This window comes from Shewanella halotolerans, from assembly GCF_019457535.1.
In the GTDB taxonomy this organism is placed as follows: domain Bacteria; phylum Pseudomonadota; class Gammaproteobacteria; order Enterobacterales; family Shewanellaceae; genus Shewanella; species Shewanella halotolerans.
Map to the genome: position 1 here is coordinate 3,899,502 of NZ_CP080417.1, position 23,270 is coordinate 3,922,771.

12 protein-coding genes are annotated in these 23,270 nt (G+C 55.5%); 4 read left to right on the top strand and 8 right to left on the bottom strand.

Going from position 1 to position 23,270, the window contains the following annotated elements; all coding sequences use genetic code 11:
* The first annotated feature begins 86 nt into the window (after nucleotides 1-86).
* Both K0H81_RS16855 and K0H81_RS16860 read left to right on the top strand, forming a co-directional pair.
* Nucleotides 87-1,133 (top strand): site-2 protease family protein, encoded by a 1,047-nt coding sequence (locus K0H81_RS16855; RefSeq protein WP_434086894.1) that lies wholly within the window; start codon nucleotides 87-89, stop codon nucleotides 1,131-1,133.
* A 410-nt stretch (nucleotides 1,134-1,543) separates the two neighbouring features.
* Nucleotides 1,544-2,314, top strand: a complete 771-nt coding sequence (locus tag K0H81_RS16860; protein WP_144204326.1) for a Crp/Fnr family transcriptional regulator — start codon at nucleotides 1,544-1,546, stop codon at nucleotides 2,312-2,314.
* A 243-nt stretch (nucleotides 2,315-2,557) separates the two neighbouring features.
* Here K0H81_RS16860 and K0H81_RS16865 read toward each other — a convergent pair whose 3' ends face one another.
* The 7 genes from K0H81_RS16865 to K0H81_RS16895 all read right to left on the bottom strand — a co-directional run bounded on the left by K0H81_RS16865 (nucleotide 2,558) and on the right by K0H81_RS16895 (nucleotide 16,576).
* Complete coding sequence (locus tag K0H81_RS16865) at nucleotides 2,558-3,397, bottom strand: LamG domain-containing protein (RefSeq protein ID WP_220059083.1); 840 nt, start codon at nucleotides 3,395-3,397, stop codon at nucleotides 2,558-2,560.
* Nucleotides 3,394-4,812 (bottom strand): sensor histidine kinase, encoded by a 1,419-nt coding sequence (locus K0H81_RS16870; protein WP_220059084.1) that lies wholly within the window; start codon nucleotides 4,810-4,812, stop codon nucleotides 3,394-3,396. Before K0H81_RS16870 ends, K0H81_RS16865 begins: the two co-directional genes overlap by 4 nt.
* A 235-nt stretch (nucleotides 4,813-5,047) precedes the next feature.
* Nucleotides 5,048-5,488, bottom strand: coding sequence for a hypothetical protein (locus K0H81_RS16875; RefSeq protein ID WP_220059085.1), 441 nt, complete (start codon nucleotides 5,486-5,488; stop codon nucleotides 5,048-5,050).
* Nucleotides 5,489-5,541: 53 nt separating this feature from the next.
* Nucleotides 5,542-10,080 carry a Calx-beta domain-containing protein gene (locus tag K0H81_RS16880; protein WP_220059086.1) on the bottom strand — a complete coding sequence of 1,513 codons (4,539 nt, stop codon included), beginning with the start codon at nucleotides 10,078-10,080 and terminating at the stop codon, nucleotides 5,542-5,544.
* Nucleotides 10,081-10,262: 182 nt separating this feature from the next.
* Nucleotides 10,263-10,877: a hypothetical protein gene (locus K0H81_RS16885; RefSeq protein WP_220059087.1), complete on the bottom strand. Its 615-nt coding sequence runs from the start codon at nucleotides 10,875-10,877 to the stop codon at nucleotides 10,263-10,265.
* 69 nt (nucleotides 10,878-10,946) lie between these two features.
* Nucleotides 10,947-15,554 carry a Calx-beta domain-containing protein gene (locus tag K0H81_RS16890; protein WP_144204320.1) on the bottom strand — a complete coding sequence of 1,536 codons (4,608 nt, stop codon included), beginning with the start codon at nucleotides 15,552-15,554 and terminating at the stop codon, nucleotides 10,947-10,949.
* Nucleotides 15,555-15,952: 398 nt separating this feature from the next.
* Entirely contained in the window at nucleotides 15,953-16,576 is a 624-nt protein-coding gene (locus tag K0H81_RS16895; RefSeq protein ID WP_144204319.1) for a response regulator transcription factor, read from the bottom strand.
* A gap of 257 nt (nucleotides 16,577-16,833) precedes the next feature.
* Here K0H81_RS16895 and K0H81_RS16900 point away from each other — a divergent pair, with 257 nt between their 5' ends.
* Together K0H81_RS16900 and K0H81_RS16905 are read left to right on the top strand one after the other, a co-directional pair.
* Nucleotides 16,834-18,675 carry a TonB-dependent receptor plug domain-containing protein gene (locus K0H81_RS16900; protein ID WP_220059088.1) on the top strand — a complete coding sequence of 614 codons (1,842 nt, stop codon included), beginning with the start codon at nucleotides 16,834-16,836 and terminating at the stop codon, nucleotides 18,673-18,675.
* A 378-nt stretch (nucleotides 18,676-19,053) separates the two neighbouring features.
* On the top strand, nucleotides 19,054-20,016 hold the full coding sequence (locus K0H81_RS16905; RefSeq protein WP_220059089.1) for a LysR family transcriptional regulator: 963 nt from the start codon (nucleotides 19,054-19,056) through the stop codon (nucleotides 20,014-20,016).
* 177 nt (nucleotides 20,017-20,193) lie between these two features.
* Here K0H81_RS16905 and K0H81_RS16910 read toward each other — a convergent pair whose 3' ends face one another.
* Nucleotides 20,194-23,268, bottom strand: a complete 3,075-nt coding sequence (locus K0H81_RS16910) for a molybdopterin dinucleotide binding domain-containing protein (RefSeq protein ID WP_220059090.1) — start codon at nucleotides 23,266-23,268, stop codon at nucleotides 20,194-20,196.
* Between the last annotated feature and the right edge of the window lie 2 nt (nucleotides 23,269-23,270).

Genomic DNA, 23,270 nt, shown 5'->3' on the forward strand with positions numbered 1-23,270 from the left:
GCCAGATAGCGGTAACGGATAACGGAAAACACGTGGAACTACTGAGAATAGACTGTTTAGGCAAAGAGTTGCGCCTCGAAGGCTCAATGGCCGGCTGGCAACAACTCTTCTGGGACAATCAGCTGGTGTCGGTCAAGGAAGCCAGTGCCGATAATCAGGGGCTGAGAAACCACGAGTTTGAGTTAAGCCGCCACGACCCACAGCAAGAGACGGTGCAGAAGATCCCCCTCACCCTGGAGGTGGACCTCATCTGGCAACCCTTCACGCTTAACTATCGCCTGCTGAGCGAAGACGCTGTGCTGAGCGAGGGCAGCCGCAACGCCAAGGATATCGAGCGCCAGACGCCGGTCACCCCGGTAAAGGCACCACAGAAACTGAGCCTGGTGGGCCTGGCCTCCTTAGGCTTTAAGCTGCTCAAGAGCGCCAAGGTGATCAAGGTGGTGCTGGCCGGTGCCAGCGTGGCCGCCTACTCCTGGCTCTTCTCCTTCCAGTTTGCCCTGGCGCTGATCGCCTGTCTCATGTTCCACGAGTATGGCCATATTCGCGCCATGAAATATTTCGGCATGAAGACCAAGGGGATCTACCTCATCCCCTTCATGGGTGGCCTGGCGCTCAGCGATGAGAAGATCAACACCCGCTGGCAGGATGTGGTGATCTCCATCATGGGGCCTACCTTCGGCCTCCTGATGTCGATAGCGGCCCTGGTCGCCTACTGGATCACAGATAACCCGCTGTTTGCCGGGCTTGCCGCCTTCAACGCCCTGCTGAACCTGTTCAACCTGCTGCCCATATTACCGCTGGATGGCGGTCATATCCTCAAGAGCATCAGCTTCTCCATGAACAGCCTGATGGGGCTGGTCGCCTGTGTGGCCGGCGCCGCCATCGGCGTCTTCATCAGCTATAGTCTGGGGCTGGCGCTGCTGGGTTTCCTGCTGCTGATCGGCAGCTTGGAGATCGTCTTCGAGTGGAAGAGCCGTCACCAGAGCCATCTGCTGCCGCTGGACAGATACGGTCAGATCTTCTCTACCATCTGGTATCTGCTGACCGTCGCCGCCCTGGTCGCCATCATCTGGTACCTGGCCGGTAGCGGCGATGACGTGCTTGGGCTGCCGCTCAAGATACTGCAGAGCTAAGTCATCTAAGAAGCTCCCCCTCTATCGCCTCGCCCTCCTCTGAGGGCGAGACGCCTCTCAACAAAGCAGCCTTCCTCATAAATCCGGCCCTTCTCCCTCAACAGTCCCAGCCCAGACAAGGTGAACAAAAGGTAAAATTTTTCACATTTTCTCGCCATCTCGTTGCCGAATAAACAATAAATATATTTATTCAAATAAAACAGATAAATAAACAAACAAAAACTAACCATTATCAGGCTGTTTTTAGTCAAAAAAACAGCAAATATAGGTATTTTCCGATCCCCACCTAGGGACATTTGCGGATATTTTTAAAAGTTACAATAACGTTACAATCGATACATCATCAGAGGATGACCAAGAGCAAATAGATAAAATTTTATTTAAAAACAGATAGTTTTTTGAGGTGCAACATGATTAAGTCCATATCGACAGGTAGAACACAGCAGGGTAATTTCAGCCCAGTTGAAAAACAGATGTTCGGCGCTGCGTTACTGGCCGATACCGGCACCTCAAGCCCATTCTCCGATGCACTCAGCATTGCCGAAAGTGGATGTTCAAGCAGTTTACTGCAGCAACTCACCAGCGTGACCAAGCGATTTCGTCACCTCAAGGCGGAGCAATATCTGCTACGCCAACAGGACCAGTTTGACTCGCTGTTTGTGGTCAAGAAGGGCGCCCTCAAGAGCTATCGCCTGACCCCGGAAGGCGAGGAGATAGTGACTGGCTTCTATATGGAGGGCGACGTCATAGGCGCCGGCGGCCTGGGTAACCATAAACACTTCTACTCTGTGGTGGCGCTGGAACCTTCTAGCCTGTATGAGATCCCCTTCGCCAAGTTGCTGCAACAATCCGCCATGGAGCCGATAGTGCAGCAGCTGATGCTCAAGCTACTCAGCCAGGAGATGCAGGCGGATCAGAGCCTGAGACTGATCCAGCTTAAGCAGGTCAAGGCGGCCATCGCCTCGCTGATCCTCAACATCGCCAACCGCCTGACGGCGACCCAGATCACCCTGCCCATGAGCCGGGTGGATATCGCCAACCTGTTGGGAGTCGCCTCGGAGACCGTCTGCCGCGAGTTCACCCGCCTGCAGAAGCAGGGGCTGCTGTCGGTCAACCGTAAGCATATCGTCATCAACGATCTTCCCCAGCTACAGCAAGCGGCTGGCGGAGATTGCTACTAAGCAATCATTCATCAAAAACTAAGGCACCCATCTGGGTGCCTTTCAATGCTTCATTTTAGTTAATTTCAATTGCCTTTCGCGGCTAATTTAAAACGCGTTTCGGCGCTAATCTAAAGTGCCTTTCGCAGTTAATTTAAAACGCCTCTCGGGGCTAATTTAAAGTGCCTTTCGGGGCTAATCTAAATTGCCTTTCGGCGCTAATTTAAAGTGCCTCTCGGCGCTTATCTAAATTGCCTCTCGGCGCTAATCTAAATTGCCTTTCGGCACTAGGCCATAGATAGCTCTGACATCCTTGGCGGAGAAGATCCGCTCAGACATCACAACCTCATCGATGATCCCGGGAAAACGCGCCTGACCGAAGTTAGGATAGTCGCCGGGGATCCCGCCGATAAAAATATCGTTCATGATGGAGCCAACCTTACGATCCAGGATATCGCTGGCATCCAGCTCACCGTCGATATAGAGGTTGGCCTGATGACCGTCGTGTACCAGGGCGATGTGATACCAGCGATCGTTGCTGAGCAAAGTGCGGGAGCGCACCGCCACCTCGGGGGAGAAACCTGAGGCGTCATAGATCAGCAGCTCCAGATGCCCCTGATTGATCCTCAGCTTGTTGCTCTGCACATCGCCATACCAGCCGCCAAGCAAAGGGTAGATATCCTGCTCGTTGATAGCTAAAGGTTTTATCCACATCCCCATGCTGATACCGCCAAAATCGAAGGTGATCTCCCGCCCTCTGGCCCGTTTCATCTCATCGCTCTTACAACAGATGTCGAACGCCACATAGGCCTGCTCATTGGCGGAAAAATCTATCCCTTGGCCCTTGATGCCGGGTACCCGCTTGCCGCCCACCAGGGTGCCAGTCCATACAGAGCCGAAGGTGTCGGTAACGTCCTCGTTCTGCTCCTCGAATGACATCAAGGATGAGTGACCATAAATGTTGACCTCCACCACCTTAAGCAGGGGATCGCCCTCTCCGGCCCCCGAATGCAGCGGCTCATACTGCCACAGGGTGACGCCAATGAAGCCGATAAGGATCAGAGACAGGGCGCCAGCGAGTTTAATCAGAGGCCCATGCTTCATGATACCGGCCCCTGCTCGCTCTGCGGCTTATTTTCCGATAGTGTTTCAGGCTCGGCTGTTAGCTTGTCCCCCTGGGGCAGCAGCATGGTGAAGTCGCAGCCGCCAAACTCGTTGATACTAAAGAGCAGTTCGCCGTTGTGGGCATCGATTATGGTCTTACAGATGGCCAGGCCCATGCCCATCCCCTCCTGCTTAGTAGTAAAGAAGGGGGTAAAGATCTCCTTGGCCGCCTCGGCGTCTATGCCACAGCCACGATCACGAATGCGAATGCTCACCTTATCGCCACACTCCTCAACCCAGATCTCGATAATGCTCTCGGGTGGGCTGGCCTCCATAGCGTTGCGCAGCAGGTTAAACAACACCTGCTGTAGCTGCACCAGATCGCCGATAACCGTGAGCCGCTCGTCGGCAAGCCCTTGCACCAAACTGACCTTATATTGCGACTCAAGTGTCTCCAGCAGATGGCTGGTGCTGGTCATCAGTGCCTTGACCCCAATCTCGCTGCGACTACTGGCCTGCTTGCTGATGAACTGACGTATGGTGCGGATCACCTCGCCAGCCCGCAGCGCCTGCTCGGTGATCTTCTCCAGCGCCTTGATCAGCGTCTCAGGCACACGCTCATCGCCCTTGTTGCTGCGCAGCGCGGCCTGGGCATAGGTGGCGATGGCCGTCAGCGGCTGGTTGATCTCGTGGGCGATGCTGCTGGCGATCTCCTCCATGCTGGTGACCCTGTCCATATGGGCCAGCTGCTCGCGGCTGCTGCGGCTGTCAAACTCCGCCTCTTCCCTAAGCCTTAGCTCCTGCGCCAGCCTGGTCTGCATCTCGTTGAGCGCCGTCACCACAGTATCTAACTCATCCACCTCGCCTCGGCGCGCTGGCATTCTGTCCAGGGTCAGGGCCGGCGCATGGCCGTTAAGGGTTAAGTTGTGGGCGTACTGGCTGATCTTATTCAGATGACGGGTTACCAGGTACTGGAACAGCAGCAGAATAAAGGCGGCGATAAGAAAGGTCTTCACCGCGGTGGCAACCAGGATAAACCAGATCTTCTGTTTGAGGCGCTCATAGAGGGGATCTAGCCCTGCCACCAGATGCAATGTGCCCAGCGGCTCCTTGGCGTTCGTACTTTTCGTGGGATAGAGCAGGAACTTGGTGTCTATCACCCTATCGGACATCACCTTACCGGTGCGCTGTAACACGCGATCCCGGGCGATGATGCTGATGCGCTCGATATCCGGCAACTTGACCAGACCATCGATCAGCAGCTGTAGCTGGGTGGGATTATTCTGCTCCAGGTAGTGGGCGATGCCGTCGAGGTGGGAATTTTGCACCTGCTCGATCTGCTGCTCTATCTGGACCACCTCGTCTTGGTATTCCACATAGAGTTGCAGCGCCGACGACAGGATAGTGATCAGCACACTGAATAGAATAATGTATAAGATTAACCGCTTAGCGGTTCTACCGGTAAATGCGCCCAAATTGAATTTGCTTATCATAATCTGTGATCACTTCCCATAGTGTCATATTGGGGCACACTTCTCCAGCATCGCCGCCAGCGCCCGTTGGCCATAGGCACAGGGCCTCGCTCTTGCCACAAGGCTTAATCAAACTGCCCTAACGATCTCTTATCAGGCATCCTCTTTTTTCATGAGCTTATTCTTGTCGCGGTTTGTCGCACTCGGGATTAGATTCACCCGGTTTTACTGACTCACTCACTTTTACTGCCTCGCCCGGCTTGATTGGCGCAGCCTGCTCTTCACTCTTTAGCGGCGATTCGCTCTGATCTGCCTGCTCTGTGGTATCCGCCTGGCAGGGAGCACTCTCTGATTCTGACTGCGCTTCTACCGCTTTACCCTTCTCGTCCAGCTTCTGCTCGAACGGCAGTCTGTGATTGGGCACTATATGATCGCCCTGACTGTTATCTGCCTTGACGGGCGACATCTCGCGCACAGGTTCTGACCCCGCTTGTGCCGCACTCTGCTGCACCTTAGGCTTGTTCTTGGCCTTCTCGGCATCGCTATTGGGTTCGCAGGCCATCGCGCCTCCTAGCAGGGGGAGTGTCAGTAAGATGATTGCCAGATTGTGATTACTCATTGTCTGTTACCTCTCTACAGGTAAAAAAGGTGCCCGAAGGCACCTTTTATCGTTTAACGATTCACTCTTCTGCGCCATCCGAAGGCGAGCAAGGCACCCAGCAATAGCTGTAGACCCGCGCCCCCTTTCGACGAGCTGGTGTTATCGACAATGTTGACATTGGCAATGCTGTTGTCAGAGACGGCAACTTGCTCATCATCGCTCGACAGAGCCAGGCTGAAGGACTCGGTCGCCTCCTCCTTGTCGTCCGCACTGATGGCAACCACTATCTCCTTGGCCGCACCGTCTTGGTCGGCCCAGGTCAGCGTACCTTGCGCCAGGGTGAAGTCTTCACCGGCAGTGGCGGTACCATCGACGGCGCGGTAGTTAACGCTCACCTCACCATCGACACCACCGAGACGCTCAACCATCAGAGTCACGCTGCCATCGGCCTCGTTCACCTCATAGCTTGTGGCCTTAAAGCCCACTACGCCCGGCACTTTGGCTTCTACCGTCAGCGACAGCGGAATCGCCTGAGTACCATATGGGGTATCGCTTTGCAGCAGCAGCTGTACCTGATGCACGCCTGGCGCCAACTCGCTGGTATCGACATCGAAGGTCACCTCTTGCTCGCCAGCGACATTCAGCTGACCGCTGGTGTGTGACACGTCAAGCCAGGTCACATCCTTATGGTCACACACGCCGGTCTCACCAGAAGAGACGGTAAACATCTTGCTGCCTTCGATATCGACCAGACGCAGATTACCGTCACAATCGATATCCAGACCCGTCTGGCCAAAGTTGCTCATGCCATCGACATTGAGCGCGCCAACCATACGGAAGTCGTCACGGCTATCCAGTACGTAGATATCCAATACCTGGTCGACCTTCTCAGAACCTGGATCTGCCGGACCATTGGTACTGATGAACAGGTGACCGCTGGCCGAGTTGTAAGCCATGCCAGATACCGACACGCCCACTTCCTCAGTCTTGTGCACCTCACCAGACTCATCGAAGTAACTAATGGTCATATCGCTGGCAGAACCACCAATGAAGTCACCAGACACTGGATCATAGGCCAGCCCAGAGATAGCGCCGACACCAGGACAGACACGCTTGCCTGTCACCATCAGCTTGCTTGGGTCGATCTCATGAATACAGTCGTCGGCAAACAGCGTCGCCTGCCACAACATGCCGGTGCGGCTGTTATAGGCGCCGTCGGTTAACAATCCGCCTTCAGGCAGCATGGCATCTAAGTCGATCACTTCGCCGGCTGGTTTGCCTTCTGCGTCATAGCGATACAACTTGTTGTCACCGCCAAATATCTTAACGTTGTTCACCCACAAAGAGCCGCTGCTGCGATCCATGGTGGCGCTATAAGGAACGGCCAAGCCAAGACTCGATTTCTCGACTGACTCACCAAAGCCTAACTCAGCCTCCGCCATCGGATTTTCCAGCTCGCCCTCGACGGTCGCGGCCAATTCACCCAGTCGGTAATTCACCTCTCGGCTACCCACGTTCTTGACCGTCAGGCTCAGCTCACTCTGCTTACCGCTGCGCACGGTTGCCGCAAGCTCTGGCTGATCCACCTCCAGCATACCCGCCTTAAGGCTAAGGTGCTGCACGGCAATCTTGTTGTCGGTAACGGTCAACTGGCTGTTACTCACGCCATAGCCGCTCTGGGTCGCCGAGACAATCTGGCTGCCTGCGCTTTCAAACAGACGATATTGCCCCTCGGTGTTGCTCGATACCTGAGTATCGCCCAGCCATACCTTGGCCTGTGCGATAGGCGCTTGGGTGTTGGCATCTGTGATGTTACCCACGGCCAAACCACCCTGCTCCATGGCACAACCCAGACCAAACTCGACGTCGTCGATTTGCGCCCACCAATCCCAGGCAAATTCGTTGGCATTATGGTAGCGCCAACGCAGACGGAAGTTGCTACCGCCCACTAAGGCTTCGCCAATATCCACGTTAACCACTGTACCTTGTTCGCTGGCATTAGCCGAGTGCAGGGTCTGCCACTCGCCGCCATCGACGCTGATGTCCATATCCAAGGCCGAGTCGCCGGATGGGCGGAAGCCCTCCTTGAAACGAACCGTGGTGAAGCCACCCAACTCGGCAACTGACATGATAGGCGTTAGCAGTGAGGAGTCATACGCCTTACGGCCACCCTTATCACTGTCGATAGAGGCCGCAAGCCCCTCACCCGTAGTGTTGTTAGGACGTTCCCACTGCTCGTTGGTCTTCCAGATAACACCGGTACCTGCGGCATCGACGACTGTCCAGCCTTGAGGCGGGAAGTCTGGCGACTCGAAGTTCACCAGTGATGCTGTGTTGGTATCTATCTTGCGGTAACCCAGGGCGCTACAGACCTGCTTGTCTACCGCCAGGTTAAAGGCAAGACCACTCACGCCATCGCCGCCTGGCACTAGATCCATGGTCTCTGGCAGATAGCCAGGTGCACGGGCGGTGATCGCCACAGGCCAGCCTTCATAACCCACGACGCTAAAGCTGCCATCGATCGCATCGGTAGCGATCGGCGTAGTCGGGATCAGCTCACCGTTCTGGCCGATCGCACCGGGTACGCCCCAGCCGTGACCTGAACCGTCGTTGATCTTGCCCGAAATCGTCACCTGAGGCATCTCGGTCAAGACCACGTTGCGCTCTAAATCAGAGTCCTTGGCCACAGAGACACTGCCCTGGCTCGCCTTGGTATGACCGTATGCACGGGCCGACACCTGATAATCGCCCACAGGCAGTTGCAGCTGATACTTACCTTCAGCGTCGGCCACAGTGCTGTAAGGGCCGGCAACCACTTCGGCGTTCGCCAGTGGCAAGCCAGTGACGCTGTCGGTCACCACACCGTGAAGCATACCGGTAGGATCGGCCACACAGTTAGGGAAGCTGAACTTGCCGATGCGAGTAGCCCACATAGACTCGAAGTCGTGATCGGCGCCATACTCCTGGGTATACCAGAAGCTACAATCGTCCGTCGGGTCGATCGTCATCATGCTGCGCTTACCATAGTGACCATCGAAGGAGTTCACCTGGGCCGCCTCGGCATCCACCAGCACCTGCTCAGCCAATGAGATCTGACCCAGAGGATCGCCGTTCAAACGGCCGGTATAGCGTACAGAAGGCAGCATCTCTTCACCCGAGATGGCGTAACCCATGCCTATGTTGCCCGTGGCATCCATCGCCATACTCGCCAGCCAGCGGTGGTTGGCGTCCGGGGCATAGCTGCCCTGCTGATAGATCTCGGCGCCTGCACCCAGGTTGCGGATCTCATACCAACGTACACCGAAGTGTTGCTCGCCCACGTCAACCGTATGGTTAACCACCAGGCTCTGGTGGTCGCCAAACTGTCTAAAGGCGGCGCGGTACATCAGCTTCTCTTGGTAGGCTTTCAGGGCGTTGTAAGAATCGCCACCCCAGGAGTCCTGCTCGATACAGGTATTGCCACAGGCCTGGTTAATATCAAATGGCTCGGTCGCCAGCGCAGCGACCTGGCTGAACTGACTGTTTTGCGGGTTGTTCCAGTCGGTCTTGAAGGCCCAAACCTGGATCTCATCCTGGGCACTGCCATGGACCTTATCGTCCTGCAGGCTGAGGAAATAGTTAGGTGTCCCGGCGGCAGGCGCGCGCTTACCGTCGAGATCCACCGGCAGCAGGTTTGCTGTCAGCGGCGCATCGAAATAGATAGAACGTGCAGGTACGCCGTAGAGCATCTTGTCACGTTCAAACACCACGGCGGCGGTACCGGCTTTGCTGTTGTCGCTCTTGTTGTGTTGATTGGCCGACAGATAATAACCGTCGCTCCATACGCCGAGCTGGGCGCCGTTGTGCCACTTGTCGCCGTTTAATTCAAATTCATATAGATGCCAGTCGCCGGTAGGATCGCTGGTCTTAGAAACGGCGAAACATTGACGGCTCTCCTTTCCGGAGACATAGGCGTGTTGGGTCACTACCCAGCGGTCGGCGAGCTGATCGTAAAGCACGATAGGCTCACGCTCAGTGGTCGGGCTCTCCCAGGGTTTAGCCGGAGCCGGGTTGGCATTAGGGTCGCCACAGACACCGCCCAGACGCTTCCAGAACTCTGTCATCGGGGTGCGGTCAACCAGCAGGTTGCCCTCTTTGTCCCACACGGCAAATGCCATGTTGACCACCTGAACATAGTGGTCGCGGCCGACATCACCCGCCACATCAGGCATTGCAGCCTCATTGAAACCGCTACGGGTTAGGCCATCGAAGTTCAGCTCGGGGGCTGGCATGGCGCCTGTGCCAGGCTCAGCTTGCACCACGGTATCGCTGTACTGCTCCAGTGCAACGGCCGAAGCCATCTGCTCCTGGTATTGAGCTTCCATCAGCGCCTGATTCGAGGCCGAGATGCTAGGTTTGGCCAGCTTGGTCTGAGCTGTCGGTTGGAATTTTAGTTTATTACTCACCAGCATCTTGTTGGCGAGTTTCACCAAAGGTGTCGACGACGCTTGGTTCAATGACTCCCCGACAACCGGAGAGCTGGCTGCACAAGAAAAGGCGCTGACCGTCGCCAATAATCCCGCTAGCCCCACAGAGCTGCAGCCTTGCCATGTTGACTTTTTGATACCCATCAAAAGTCTCCTTATTATAGGTTTACCTTGGCTCACGTCGTCATTGGGCGCCCTAAGACACACTCTTATCTAAAGTCGCCACTAAAGTTGACGTGATTTGCCGTTATTCGATGCTTGTGTGTATACCAGTGATACAAACTACCCGTTATTGCGCGCGGCCAACTGACAAAGATCAGTTGGGCTCAAAGATTGTGCGCTAACAGCGCCTTTAGCTGTTTGGCCTTAGCCAGTAACACCTGTTGCTGGGCCTGATAGGCAGGCACGGCATCCACTAACGTGCTGCCCACGGTGAAGGCGGCGGCATACTTGGGCTGCTTGATACGCTCTTTCTTATCCAGATACTTGTCGCTGCCATGCTTGAACTGTTCGAGACGCGGTGACAGCGCCGCCATGGCGTCCAGAGACTTATTGGTGGCCTGAATCACCTGGGCCAGCTTGGCTGGGTCTTGCTCGGCTTCGATGGCCGCACTCAGCTTGGCGTTGACCTCGCTCGCCTGCTCGAGATAGGCGTTTAGCCGTTCGGCGTAGGGATAGCTGCCCTGGCTGAAATCTGCCGAGGTTAGCGGCGACAGCGCGTTGAGCCCCGGCAGATAGTTATCGCGCTGCACCTTGGCGAAATGAGCCGAGATGGCCATAAAATCCAGCATCAGCTGTGATTGATCCTGATTGAGTTGATGATAGGGATCGCTGGCCACCTTGCGGGCATGGGCCAGATCGCGCCAGCCTACCGTTTCGGCTTGGGCGCCGCTGGCCAGCAAGGCGATAGAGATGGCAAAAACAGAGAGGAAACGTGACATATCGATTTCTCCAATTTGAATGCTAAAGGTAGAAAGCCAGCGCGAGGCTTCGCGCTGGCTTAATCACACTTATGAACGACGCGCTTGGCGACGGCTAAACAGTGAGCCGACACCCAGTAGCAGCAGTAGGACTGGGCCTAAGCTACCACCGCTGGACTTCTTGTCTTCCAGCTCAACCGTGGCTATGGTTGCCGCGTTCAGGGTCGCACCACCAGTCGGTTGTGACAGTGCCACACTGAAGGACTCCATAGACTCCTCGACATCATCGCTCAGCAGCTTGATGCTGATGGTCTTGTCGGCCATGTCCATGTCCTCCCACTTGATGACGCCCCAGGCGGCTTCGAAGTCTTCACCCGCCTTGGCCGTTGCATCCAGAGTGCGGTACTCCAGGGTCAAGGCGTTGTCGCTGCCACCTTGACGTGAAACCGTCAGGGTCACAGTGCCATCGGCCTCGTTAGCCTCATAGTGAGTCACGGCAAAGCCAAGTACGCCAGGGACACGCTCATTCACGGTCAGTTTCACCGGAATAGACTGCATCTTGTATGGGCTGTTGCTGTTGAGCAGCACCTGAACCTCATACTCGCCCGGCGCCATGTTGGCGGCGTCCACATCCAGGGTCACCTGCTGGTTACCCGCGACACTCAGTTCACCGACGTTAGGGTTAAGCGATAACCAGTTCACATCCTGGAAGTCACACACGCCAGTCTCGCCAGACTCGATCTCGAACAGCTTCTGCGCTTCGATATCCAGCGCCCACAGATGACCCTGACAATCGATAGTCAGACCCGAACCACCACCGTCGGCACGGCCGTCGATGGCGTAACCGCCGATCACCTGGTAATCGTTCGCCACATCCAGGATGTAGATATCGATATCCATAGGCTTGAAGCTGTTGGTCGCCACAAACAGGTGCTGCGATGTTGGGTTGAAGGCTAGGCCTGAGATAGGCAGACCCACATCGGTCGACTCAAGCAGAGTACCGTCGCTGCTGAAACGATGGATCAGACCGTCGATGAATGAACCCGAGAAGAACTGATCGTTCACCGCGTCATAGGCCAGGCCACGCTGCGAGGTAGTCACGTCAGGACATAGACGCTTGCCAGTAGCCTGCTTCTCAACTGGATCCAGCTCGTAGATACAACGCTCACCGCCCACCATGATCTGCCAGAACTTGCCACTGCGACTGTTATAGGTCATGCCAGCGTGGGCACCACGTGTAGTCATCAGCGGATGCAGGTCGATCTTGTCTTCGGTCTTGGTACCATCTTGCTTGAAGCGATAGACCTTATCGTCACCACCGAACACACCCAGGTTGTTGATCCAGAGATCGCCCGTTGACTGGTCGAAGACCACGCCGTTAGAGGCTACTAGATCTACTGCCCAGCTCTGTACCACCTGGCTCTCTTCGAGATCAGCCTGTGGCAGTATGAAAGGCACGCGGATGTTACGGGTCGTCAGATCCCACAGGTTCTTAGGTCCAAACTTACGACCGCCGATAGCCAGCTTAGGCCCTTCGACAGGCGCGGCCTGCGGTGCATTGATCTCGCCTAGCTTGAAGGTAAGATCGTTGCTGCCCGAGTTTTGGATCTCGAAGCTTTCGCTCAGGTTACGACCACTGGTCACAGCCAGCTCGATGGTTTCAGTTTCAGAGCTGAGACGACCCGCCTTAACGCTGAAGTCCTTGGCAGTCACTTCATCGGCAGCCACGCTGACATTCTCTTTCACGTCGGCATAGCCGGCCTGATGCAGGTTAAGCTGCTGCTCGCCCTGGGCCGAGAAGATCACATACTGACCCTGGTTATCGCTCATCGCCTTGTTACCCAGACCGTCGATGATCTCGACGTTGGCTACCGGCAGTTGAGTGTTGAAGTCGGTAATGGTACCAGCCACCAGGCCACCCTCTAGCGAGCTACAACCACGGGCGATAGAGATATCATCTACCTGAGCCCAGTTATCCCACTGCTTGTTGTCACCATAGATGTGGTGATAATGCCAACGCAGACGGAACTCGCTCGCGCCTAGTACCTCAGCGGCCAGATCGTAGTCAACCAGACGCTCTCTGGCGGTATCTGGATAGCTCAGCAGCGTCTTCCAGGCGCCGCCGTCGACACTGATGTCGAGATCAACCATAGAACCGCCGAAGATGCCACCGACGAAGTCCAACTTGAACTGCAGTGCCGTGCTCTCTTCCAGGGCGCTGACCTGAATGCTTGGTGATACCAGGCTGGTGTCATACTTACCCCAACCGTAACGGTCGTTATCTACCGCCGCAGCCTTACCGCTACCGCCGGTAAAGTTAGGACGATCCCAAGCGGTATTAGTACGCCACTCGATATCATCACCAGTTGCGTCATTAACCACGGTCCAGCCCGCAGGAGGAAAGGTCTCACCATCGAAGTCTTCGACAATACCGTAGGCCTTGTAACCTGGCGCGCTACAGACGCTGTTGTTTACATCCAGCGCTATGGTCACACCGTTGGCGATCTGAGTATCGCTCGCCACGAAGTCAAGTGACTTCTCGTGATAGCCGCTCAGCGCAGTCGAGGCAGTGATCTTATAGCCCCAGCCCTGATAAACCTCGACGCTGAACTCGCCGGTTGCCGGGTCGTTCATCAACTCAAGGTTTGGCGCCAGTTCGCCAGCAAGGGCCAGCTTGGCCGCCAATGGCCAGCCATGACCACTGTTGTCCACCACCTTACCGCTTAGGGTAACCAGTGGCAGTGGCGACAGTGAATCACTCAGCGTCTGCTCGCTATCTTCGGCGATCGCCAGATCCGCGTGCTTGGCTTCTTGGTAGCCGTAGGCGCGAACACTCACGTCATAGCTGCCGACAGGCATGGTCACTTCATAGTGGCCATTCTCGTCAGTAAAGGCGGTCACCGCGCCGGCTTTCACCATGGCATTGGCCAGTGGCTTACCTTCGACGCCGGTCACAGTGCCGACCAGTGTGCCCTGAGGACCAGTGGTACAGTTAGGGAACTTGAAGGAGCCGATGCGTGTCATCCAGTCGATATCACCGGCGTTAAGATCACCATAGTATTCCTGGGTGTACCAGAAGGTACAGTCGTCTACCGGGTCCACACTCATGGTGCTGTAGTCACCCCAGCGACCGTTGGCGCCGCGCTGTGAACTGCCACCAGCCACCAGCTCGTTTTCACCCTGTGGCATGGTATTTAGGGGATCCGATGCCAGACGGCCGGTATAACGTACCGACGGATAGGTGTTAGGGCCAGAAACCGTGTACCCCAGGGCGATGTTGCCCACGGCGTCCATGGCGACACTGCCCATCCAGCGGGTATCGCTATCAGGCGCGTAGCTGCTCTGCTGATGAACCACAGGCGTGGTGCTTGGGTTGCGGATCTCGTACCAGCGTGGGCTCCAGCGATTGGTATCGGCGTCGCCGGTAAACACTGTATGGTTGAGCACCATGGCCTCATGATCGCCATAGTTACGATAGGCGAGACGGAACATGAGACGATATGGAATGCGGTCCAGATAATCTTCGCTGCTCACGTCAGGCTGAGGAATACAGCCACCCTTACAGCCACTGAACTCCATGCCGGTCACCGGCAACATGGCGATCTGCTCGAAAGTAGATAGCTCTGGATTTTGCCAATCTGTCTTGAAGGCCCAGATATGCAGCTCATCGGTGGCAGGCCCCTGGCTGTCATCGATAGGTTGCACGAAGTAGTTAGGCGCCCCTTCCGGTGGCGGCGTCAGACCATCGAGGTCGGCCGGTAGCATACCGCCCAGCTCTGGTGCAGGATCGTCGAAGTAGACCATGCGGGCTGGTTCACCGCGCAGCATCTTCTCACGCTCGAACACCACGGCGCCGGCGCCGCCCCACTGATCTTCACGACCATCGAGGTAGAATTGGTTCACCGACATATAGTAACCGTCTGGCCACACACCGAAGTGCGGGTAGTCGTTCATCTTGATGTCGCTGATCTTAAAGTCATACAGGTGCCATTCACCGGTAGGATCCGGCGTCTTAGACACGGCGATACACTCGTGGTAGTCCGACTGGTTGATGGCGAACTGGCTCATCATCCAGCGATCCGCGAGGGGATCGTAGAGCACGATAGGGTCACCATCGTTGTTCTGGGCACAGATGCCCCCCAGGCTCTTCCAAATCGCATTGGTCGGCGTTGGCGGGATCAGCTGATTGCCCTGCTTGTCCCAGATGGCGAAAGAGACGTTAACCATCTGCACATAGTGATTCGGGCCGACATCGCCTGTGGTATCGGGCGGGGCAACACGGTTGATATTGTCGATGCCGTCGAAACTCATCAGCGGCGCTGGCATGTTGTCGCCGAGGAAGTCACGCTGCACGGGATCGGCTGCGTCCAGGGCCAGGACGCCCATCGTCTTACTGGATTTACTCAGACCAGAGGCGCTCTTACCCATGCCACCAACGAAGGGAAGTTCGAAGTTTTGGATGATTTCGCTGGTCTTACGGGTGGTTTCACCGGACGCCGAATCCATCTTACCGCGCACGAGACGTGCCTTGGTATCTTTGCTCAAGTTGAGCGCAATATCGCGCAGCGCAGGGATAGTGACGTTATTAACAGACTTACTAACCACAGGTGCTGACGCAGCGGCCTGGGCGTGATTCACCGCCATCAGGCTGACAAAGCCGAGACACAGGCTGTTGTATAATGTTGACTTTTTGAACATAGTCAAAAGCCTCCTAGTTATTTTATTACTACCAAAATTGCACCTTAAGTCCGTGTTACCCACTTAGCATCGATGCGAATTTTTGTCGTTTGAGTGTGGTTGGTTCGTATACACAAGCTGTTTCACACTACAGGCAGAAATAAATAGCCAACTGACAAAGATCAGTTTGGCGAAAAAAAGCGCCGGCTCACTCGGCTCGGCATGCAGAAAAGCCGTCGTCAGAGCCGACTGGCGTGAATCAGCGGCTGACCGAGCAGGCAAAAAAATTGAGCTAGAAGTTTGCGACAGAAGGTCGAGATAGAAGGTAAAAATGGGGAAATAGGTGTCACGAAAACTGTCTTAGCTTAAAAGCCAAGACAGTTAGCGAATGAATGTGTGGTGAATCGGACGCCCTAGGGTCAGGCGTCTGCAGACTTGATCAGCGTGATGTCATGTACCAGTTCGGCCAGGGAGTCGCAGGCCATCTTCTCCATCACCCTGGCGCGGTGGATCTCCACCGTGCGCTGACTCAGTTCCAGCTCGATGGCGATCAGCTTGTTGGATTTCCCCATGACGATATTGTCGAGGATCTCCCGCTCACGTCCGGTGAGGGTAGCCAGGCGTTCTTTTATCTGACTTAGCTGCTGATGCACCAGACGCAGCTGCGCCTCCTGCTCCAGCGCCAGATTGATGCGATCCAACAGCTCCTGATCGCGAAACGGCTTAGGGATGAAGTCGAAGGCCCCCTGACGCATCGCCTTGACCGCCATAGGCACGTCGCCGTGACCACTGATGAAGATGATAGGTAGTGCGACCTGTCGCTCATTTAACTTCTGCTGTAGCTCCATGCCGCTCATCTTGGGCATGCGCACGTCCAGCACCAGACAGCCGCTCATCTGCGGCGAATAGTCGTCGAGAAACTCCTGCGCCGAGCAGTATAGCTTGCAGGGCAGGCCCACTGACTCCATCAGGAAGGCCATCGCCTCACGGATCGCCTCGTCGTTATCGACAATATATACGGTTTGCTCTATTTGTTGCGCCATCAGCTCATAGGGTCTCGTTTTGTTATCTATCTAGGGTATTGCATCGAACTAGGTGAATTCAATCTAATTTTCCCACTCATCCGCCGCCCCGCCCCTAAGGCCCATTTAACCGGCCAGGAAAAATAGTTTTGGCCAACTGATCTTTGTCAGTTTGCCGGGCCTGCGCCTTGCTAAGGTATGTCCCTAAGCACACTGGAGTACGCCTTATGTCTTTATCTTTGAACAGAATCACTTCATCGATACTCACATCGCTCCTCGTGTTGACCTCTTCATCGGGGTTGGCCGCGCAGTCGATTGAACGTATCACCATCAATGGCAACAGGAATGCTACTCAGAGTCCTGTGGTCACGACGGCGAACGTCAATACCCTTAACCCGGACGACAGCGATTCGACCCCGACTAACCTAGCACGTTTGTTGCATTCCGTTCCCGGAATTAGTTTTGTCGGCCAGGGAGGGCTTTTTCAAACCGTCGGACTCAGGGGGATGTCCCGTTGGCGAGTGCCAACCTTTATCGGTGACATTCCGCTCTACACAGAACGCCGGGCCGGAACGACAGCTTCATTTATACCGCCGCAATTTCTCGAATCGGTCAATGTGATCAAGGGGCCCTCCTCCACCTACTATGGCTCTGGCGCCCTGGGTGGTCTGGTGCAGCTCAACCCCAAGCACGCCCACAATGTGGCGGCCAGCCTGACCCTGACCGATGCCAAGTATGATCAGCAGACCCTGGAAGCCGGTAACGAGCAGTGGTCGGTGGCGCTATCGAGACAACACGCAGGCAACAGCGAAGATGTGCAAGGCAACACCCTTTATGATCATTTCGACCAGCAATCTGCGCTGATCGCTCACCACTGGGCATTCGACAATGGCCTGGAGAGCGACACCTTCTACCTCTACAGCAATGGCGACGACATAGGTAAGTCCAGCAAGGACTATCCCAACAAGAAGATCGTCTCCTACCCGGATGAGCAGCACCACCTGCTGCAATGGCGCCTGACACGCCCCCACGACTGGAGCCTGAGCCTGTTCGCCCACGATCAAAGCCTGGAGACTGAGACCATACGCCCGGCAAAGCGGGTCAACACCGTCAGCAACGAGTCGCTGGATCTTGGTGGTCACTGGGTCAAGGAGTGGCAAGTCAGCGACTTTAATGGCCGCTGGGGCGCCGACTATATCGCCCGTCGCGGCGTTAAGGCCAATGAATTCCAGCACTCGCTGAAAAACGACAGCACCAGTCTGCAGCAGAATATCGATGCCAGCCAGGATGAATACGCCCTGTTTGCCGACGCCAGCACTCAGCTGGATAACTGGCAACTGGTGGCGGGCATGCGCGCCGCGCGTTATCAACAGTCTGGCGAGGGGGCTGAGGATCATTCAGATACCGCCGTCACCGGATTTATCGGCGCCGTCTATACCCGCGGCGAGCAGCAGGAGTGGAAACTCAATCTGGGCAACGCCTATCGCTTCCCTTCGCTGACCGAACACTACTACAGCGGCAGCACGGGGCGCGGCACCATAGTGGCCAACAGCGATCTGGTGCCTGAGACGTCCACCACCGCCGAGCTGACCCTGACCGATGTCTATGGCGACTTCGCCTGGCAGCTGGCGGCCTACTACTCACGCGTCAGCGACTATATCGAGCGCGTCAGCATCGCCGAGGAGACGCTGAGCTATCGCAACGTCGACAGCGGCAGCATCAAGGGACTGGAATATCGCATCGACTGGCGCCCTAGCGAGCAGTTTACCCTGGGCAGTACGGGCCAGTGGATAGACGCCGTCAGCGACGAGGGCGATCGCCTGGCCGATGCCGGTCGCAACGAGCTTGGCGTCAACATGGAATACAGATGGTCTGACTTTAGCTTCAGCACAGGCTATCGCTACCTGGCACCGGTGAAGGAGCCCGCCTCGGGCGAGCTGACCCGCGAGGCCGCCAACCTGGTCGAAGCCTCCATGCGCTATCAGATCACTCCGAACCTGTCGGCCAAGGTGTGGAGCGAAAACCTCACCAATGAGAGCTACTTCTATAGCAGCGACGAGTTGGCCACCCTGGCTCGGGGCAGGCAGTTTGGCATCACCCTGAGCTATCAATTTCAGTAAGCAGAGTTAACCCCTGAGGTCGGCGTCAAGAGACGGGCACCCACCTCTTTTAACCTTAGCTATACTCCCAAAGCATGGATGCTTCTTTTTTTAGTTCTTGCTAGTCAAGTCCATTAGCTCGCCCTTATCTCCGGCGTTTCCACCGGCTATTTTGAAGACCTTTTTAATTAAGTACTCACCTATTAAATATTCAGCTATTACAAATGTTTATGATTTAAGTTTGAGCGCCATTATCGCCTTTGAGAAATAAGCTTGTCCGGGCCATTAGGCTTTAGTCGATAAAAGCCAACCTGACACACAGAATTGCCAGGCAAATTTGTTTGATGCCTAGGTAAAATGGTAAAAATTAACCAATAAAAACCGTGAATTGCTCTCCTCATGAATATTGATAAACTCGATTATCATTCGCTGATCATTTTCGAATCCATCAGTCGTCACTTGAATGCAGGCCTGGTCGCCAATGAGCTGGGGATGAGCATCTCTTCAGTCAGCCGTCACCTTGGCATACTGCGCGATATCTTTAAGGACGTACTCTTCATCCGTCGGGCACAAGGTTTTGTCTTATCAGACAAAGCCATACAGCTACTGCCTTACATCAAACAGTTGCTCCATGACTATCAGGTGATCAAACACAACCATATTCATTTCAATCCGCTCACCGCCCGGGGCCACTTTAAGATCTATGCCTACAACGAGTTCACCTATGTGATCAACAAGGTGATTCATCAATATATATTGCCTCAGGCACCTAATTTAACCTTCGAGGTGCGCACCCTCTCCAACGACTGCAGCCGCGCCATAGAACATGGCGAGATTGACTTTGCCGTCGTCTACGAAAGATTTAAAGATCACAAGATCATCTGTGAGATGTTTTCCCCCACCGAGGAGCTGTTTTTAATCGCCAAGGAGGGACATGCGGTATTTGAGGACGAATTTACCTTGGCCAACTTATGCCAATATGATTATTTCGCCCTGGATAATTATAACGATCTGCCCATGCCGCTACTGGAACAACTGGGTAAGACGGAAGGCAAGGCGGTTAACGTGCTCGGTGCCACAGACAATATCGCCGCCCTGAGCCGTCATATTCTCGATGGACGCGCCATCTCCATGAGCTGTAACGTCTTCACCCGCGAGTTTTATTCGCTGATCAAAGGAATACGAACCGCCACACTACCGAGCGAGCTCACCGAACGCCTACTCAAGCAGATCACAGTCGGTCGGACGGTCGGCAATTACCTCATCTACTCGGAGATCAACCAGTCACCCACCCACCACTGGCTCAAGCAGCAGCTATTCAACGGCATACGTGATGAGTGGTATCTGGCCATGGGCCGCTAAAAAGAAAAAACTCTATCTATCAAAGCTAAGGATAAATAGAGTATCTAGGTAAAACCTCGGTCGCTAAGACAGGAGATGGGGGCAAGAGTGTCCTATCCGAATGATTGACGACAAAGGCGGCCTAACAACAGCGTAATAAGATGCGCCGCGTCGAAATGACGCGGCGCTTTCTTTGGGTCACACCTTACGGATCGCCACAGGCACACCATGTCTGGCGGTCGAACCAAAGGTACGGTCACGGTAGAGGCTGGCACCCTTACGGCTAGGATCCACTATGTTGAAGGGGTTAGGACAGACCCCCGTTCCTCTCGATGGAATGCCAGGGATCACCTGACCATCGACCTCCAGATCGCTGGCGCCGAAACACCAGTGGCCGTAGCCCATACCCACCACTATGGTGTTGCGGGCCACCGTCTTATCGGCCTGCACTATCCCCTCGATATGTTTCCCCTTAGGAGACAACACCTGCGCCCTATCGCCATCCTTGATGTCAAACTTGGCGGCATCATCCTCATGCAGATGGATATAGTTGGTCTCACCTAGGGCAGTGATGCGCGGCAGCGCCACAGAATAAGGGCTACGAAGATGCAACTTGAAGGTCGACAGGTTGAAGGGATACTCATTCACCTTCCACAGCGCACGCACCGCCGAGCCGTCCCAGAAGCGGTCCACATCATAGACGGGTTGGCCGTCGTTATACTCGCCACTGTAGGAGTCTTTCACCCGGGCCAGGGACTCGTTGTACACCTGGAATTGAGTGTCCATACGCATCATGGGGTTGAAAAACTCCCCTTCGTAACGCTCATCCACCCGCTCGTAACGCCCCCCACGGGTCAGCATATAGGCGGTCGGCCCCACCTCCTCGGGCTTGAGTCTGGCCTTGAACAGCGGCAGCACGCGATCCACGCTGGTAAAGGCGATATCTTCCTCCGTAGGCGATGGCAGCACAGATCCTGTATGGGCGATATTGGCAAACAGCGGCACATAGAAGTCGGCCGGCTCATGAATCGGCAAGTCGCGTCCCTCGACGTCCTTAAGCGCCTTCTCACCAAAGCCTGGCAAGCCTATCGCCTTGCTAATATCGATCAGGAACTGCTCCATGTTGACCTCTTGGCCCAGGGCTGTCTTGACGTTACGTGAAGCCACCACGGGCACACAGGCCACATCGCCGACAAACTCGCTGCCCCACATGCGTGAGTTGGCCCACTGCTCATACTGCAGTGAGTCCGGCACAATGTAATCGGCGAACACATTGGTCTCGTTGATGTAGGGATCCAGGGCGATGATCAGCCCCAGCTGCTTAGGATCTCTGATGGAGTCCTCCACCTGATCCTGCAAGCCTGAGCAGCCATAGATAGGGTTGGTCGCCCAGGTAATCCAGGCCTTGAACTGGAACGGATTCTTGTTGGCATGGGCCACCAGCAGCTCGCCGCTGTTGTCCTGCACGAAGGTATTGTTCCAGGGCTGCTCCGCCGGGTAAGGGTTTATCCCCTTGGCCAGCTTCTGTTGATACTCATGGCTCAGCTCATAATCGCCGGAGCGCTCGGCGTTAAAGCCAGTCAGCGAGGTGTGCTCAAAATCCATCAGGTTATAGAGAGGGCCATCGTAGATGTCATACATGGCGGCGTAACCCACGCCCCCCATGTGCATCATGCCGCCCTTAGCGTTATGGGCGCCAACCAGAGTGCCCAGCATGATCATGGCGAAGGTAAACTGACCGCCGTCTGAGGCATTGCAGCCGGTACAGGTCTCAATAGCCACACTACGCCCATGGGAGGTGAACTCCTTGGCGAGTTCCTCTATCTTGACTATCGAGATACCGCAGCGCTCGGAGAGCAGGCGCATCGGATAGCCGTTTACCCTCTGCTTAAGCAGCGAGAAGGCTGTCTCCACCTGCAGCTCGACGCCATTACCGATCGCCAGCTTACCCTTGTAGAAGAGCTCGGCGGGTTGTTCGCTCTCGCCTGTCACCAGCTGACCCGTGGCCTTGTCGATCACCATCTTGACCTCGGCCTCGCCCACGCCACAGGCTTCGGCGGTGAGGAACTGGTTATAGAGGGGATGACCAGGCTCTTTCACCACCAGATAGGTGGCATTGGTGTAGTTGATCTCGCCGATGGCGTCGGCGCAGGCCTGGCTGGGCGCCTCAAGATAAGCGCGGCGATAGCGATCATGATTGATGATGTACTGCATCATGGCAAACATCAGCGCGGTATCGCCACCCGAGATAATGGGCAGCCACTCGCCCTGCCCGTTATCCACCTCAGAGGTTAAGGAGCGCAAGATGGGATCCACCACCACATACTTAAAGTCGGGGCGATCGCTACGGGCCTTGGCCAGACGGCGCGAGCCCACGTTGAGGCCGTTACCACTGAGCCCTGGGTTGGTGCCGATGAAGATGGCAAACTTGGTCTCTTCATAATCCACCTGGGGCAAGGCCATCTCGTCGACGGCATCAAAACAGCCCAGGGCGCAACCCGCCACCTGTTGGTGACCACAGTAGGAGTCTTTATTGCCTATGTTGGGCGTACCCCAGGATTCCTTGACGAAGCGATGTAAAAAATCGGCCCGCGCCCCCTGCTCAGAAGAGGTAGAGACCAGCAGTTGATTCTTCACCGGACCGAAATCGGGATAAAGCGGATTGGCCAGCGCAGGGTTGTCGTGAATCGTCCTCAGCCCCTCGACCTTGCCCTCGCCGAACAGATCACCGCCCTCAATCACCTCCTTGAGCAGCTGCTCATAGGAGATGCTCTGCCAGCGATTCTCACCTCGCTTGCCCACTCGCTTGAGGCACTGGGTGATACGGTGCTTATCCTCGAACGCATCGGGCACGGCATTGCCGCGGCCACACAGAGTAGCGCGATTGCTCTGACTCAGGCCGCTGACGGCGGAGAGTTGTAACATCGCTTCCTTAGGTGGCGTCTCCATGGTAAAGGGCTGACCTGCGTTATTGGTCAGGGTATAGGGATTACCCACGGCGCGTAGCACCTTGTCTGTCTTGTTGTCTATGCTGACCCGAGCGCCGCAGACGTTAAAGCAACCGAAACACTTGGAGAAGGCGAAACGCTGCTCAGGGTTTTCCACCAATTGCTTGTCCTGATCAAAATAGTACTCAGGAGTCAGCGAGGTCGGGGCATAGCGGCTGATCTCGGCGTCGCTCGTGCTCGCCTTTGTTGCGGCCTTGGCGCCCAGCGCGCCAGTTGTCATCACGGCGGCAACCGAACCCGCCTTTAAAAAATCTCTACGATCCATGC

Coding starts and splice junctions, on each gene's coding strand:
- K0H81_RS16860 (WP_144204326.1), top strand. CDS start 1,544: ATGATTAAGTCCATATCGACAGGTAGAACACAGCAGGGTAATTTCAGC.
- K0H81_RS16885 (WP_220059087.1), bottom strand. CDS start 10,877: ATGTCACGTTTCCTCTCTGTTTTTGCCATCTCTATCGCCTTGCTGGCC.
- K0H81_RS16875 (WP_220059085.1), bottom strand. CDS start 5,488: ATGAGTAATCACAATCTGGCAATCATCTTACTGACACTCCCCCTGCTA.
- K0H81_RS16890 (WP_144204320.1), bottom strand. CDS start 15,554: ATGTTCAAAAAGTCAACATTATACAACAGCCTGTGTCTCGGCTTTGTC.
- K0H81_RS16910 (WP_220059090.1), bottom strand. CDS start 23,268: ATGGATCGTAGAGATTTTTTAAAGGCGGGTTCGGTTGCCGCCGTGATG.
- K0H81_RS16895 (WP_144204319.1), bottom strand. CDS start 16,576: ATGGCGCAACAAATAGAGCAAACCGTATATATTGTCGATAACGACGAG.
- K0H81_RS16855 (WP_434086894.1), top strand. CDS start 87: ATGGCCGGCTGGCAACAACTCTTCTGGGACAATCAGCTGGTGTCGGTC.
- K0H81_RS16905 (WP_220059089.1), top strand. CDS start 19,054: ATGAATATTGATAAACTCGATTATCATTCGCTGATCATTTTCGAATCC.
- K0H81_RS16880 (WP_220059086.1), bottom strand. CDS start 10,080: ATGGGTATCAAAAAGTCAACATGGCAAGGCTGCAGCTCTGTGGGGCTA.
- K0H81_RS16865 (WP_220059083.1), bottom strand. CDS start 3,397: ATGAAGCATGGGCCTCTGATTAAACTCGCTGGCGCCCTGTCTCTGATC.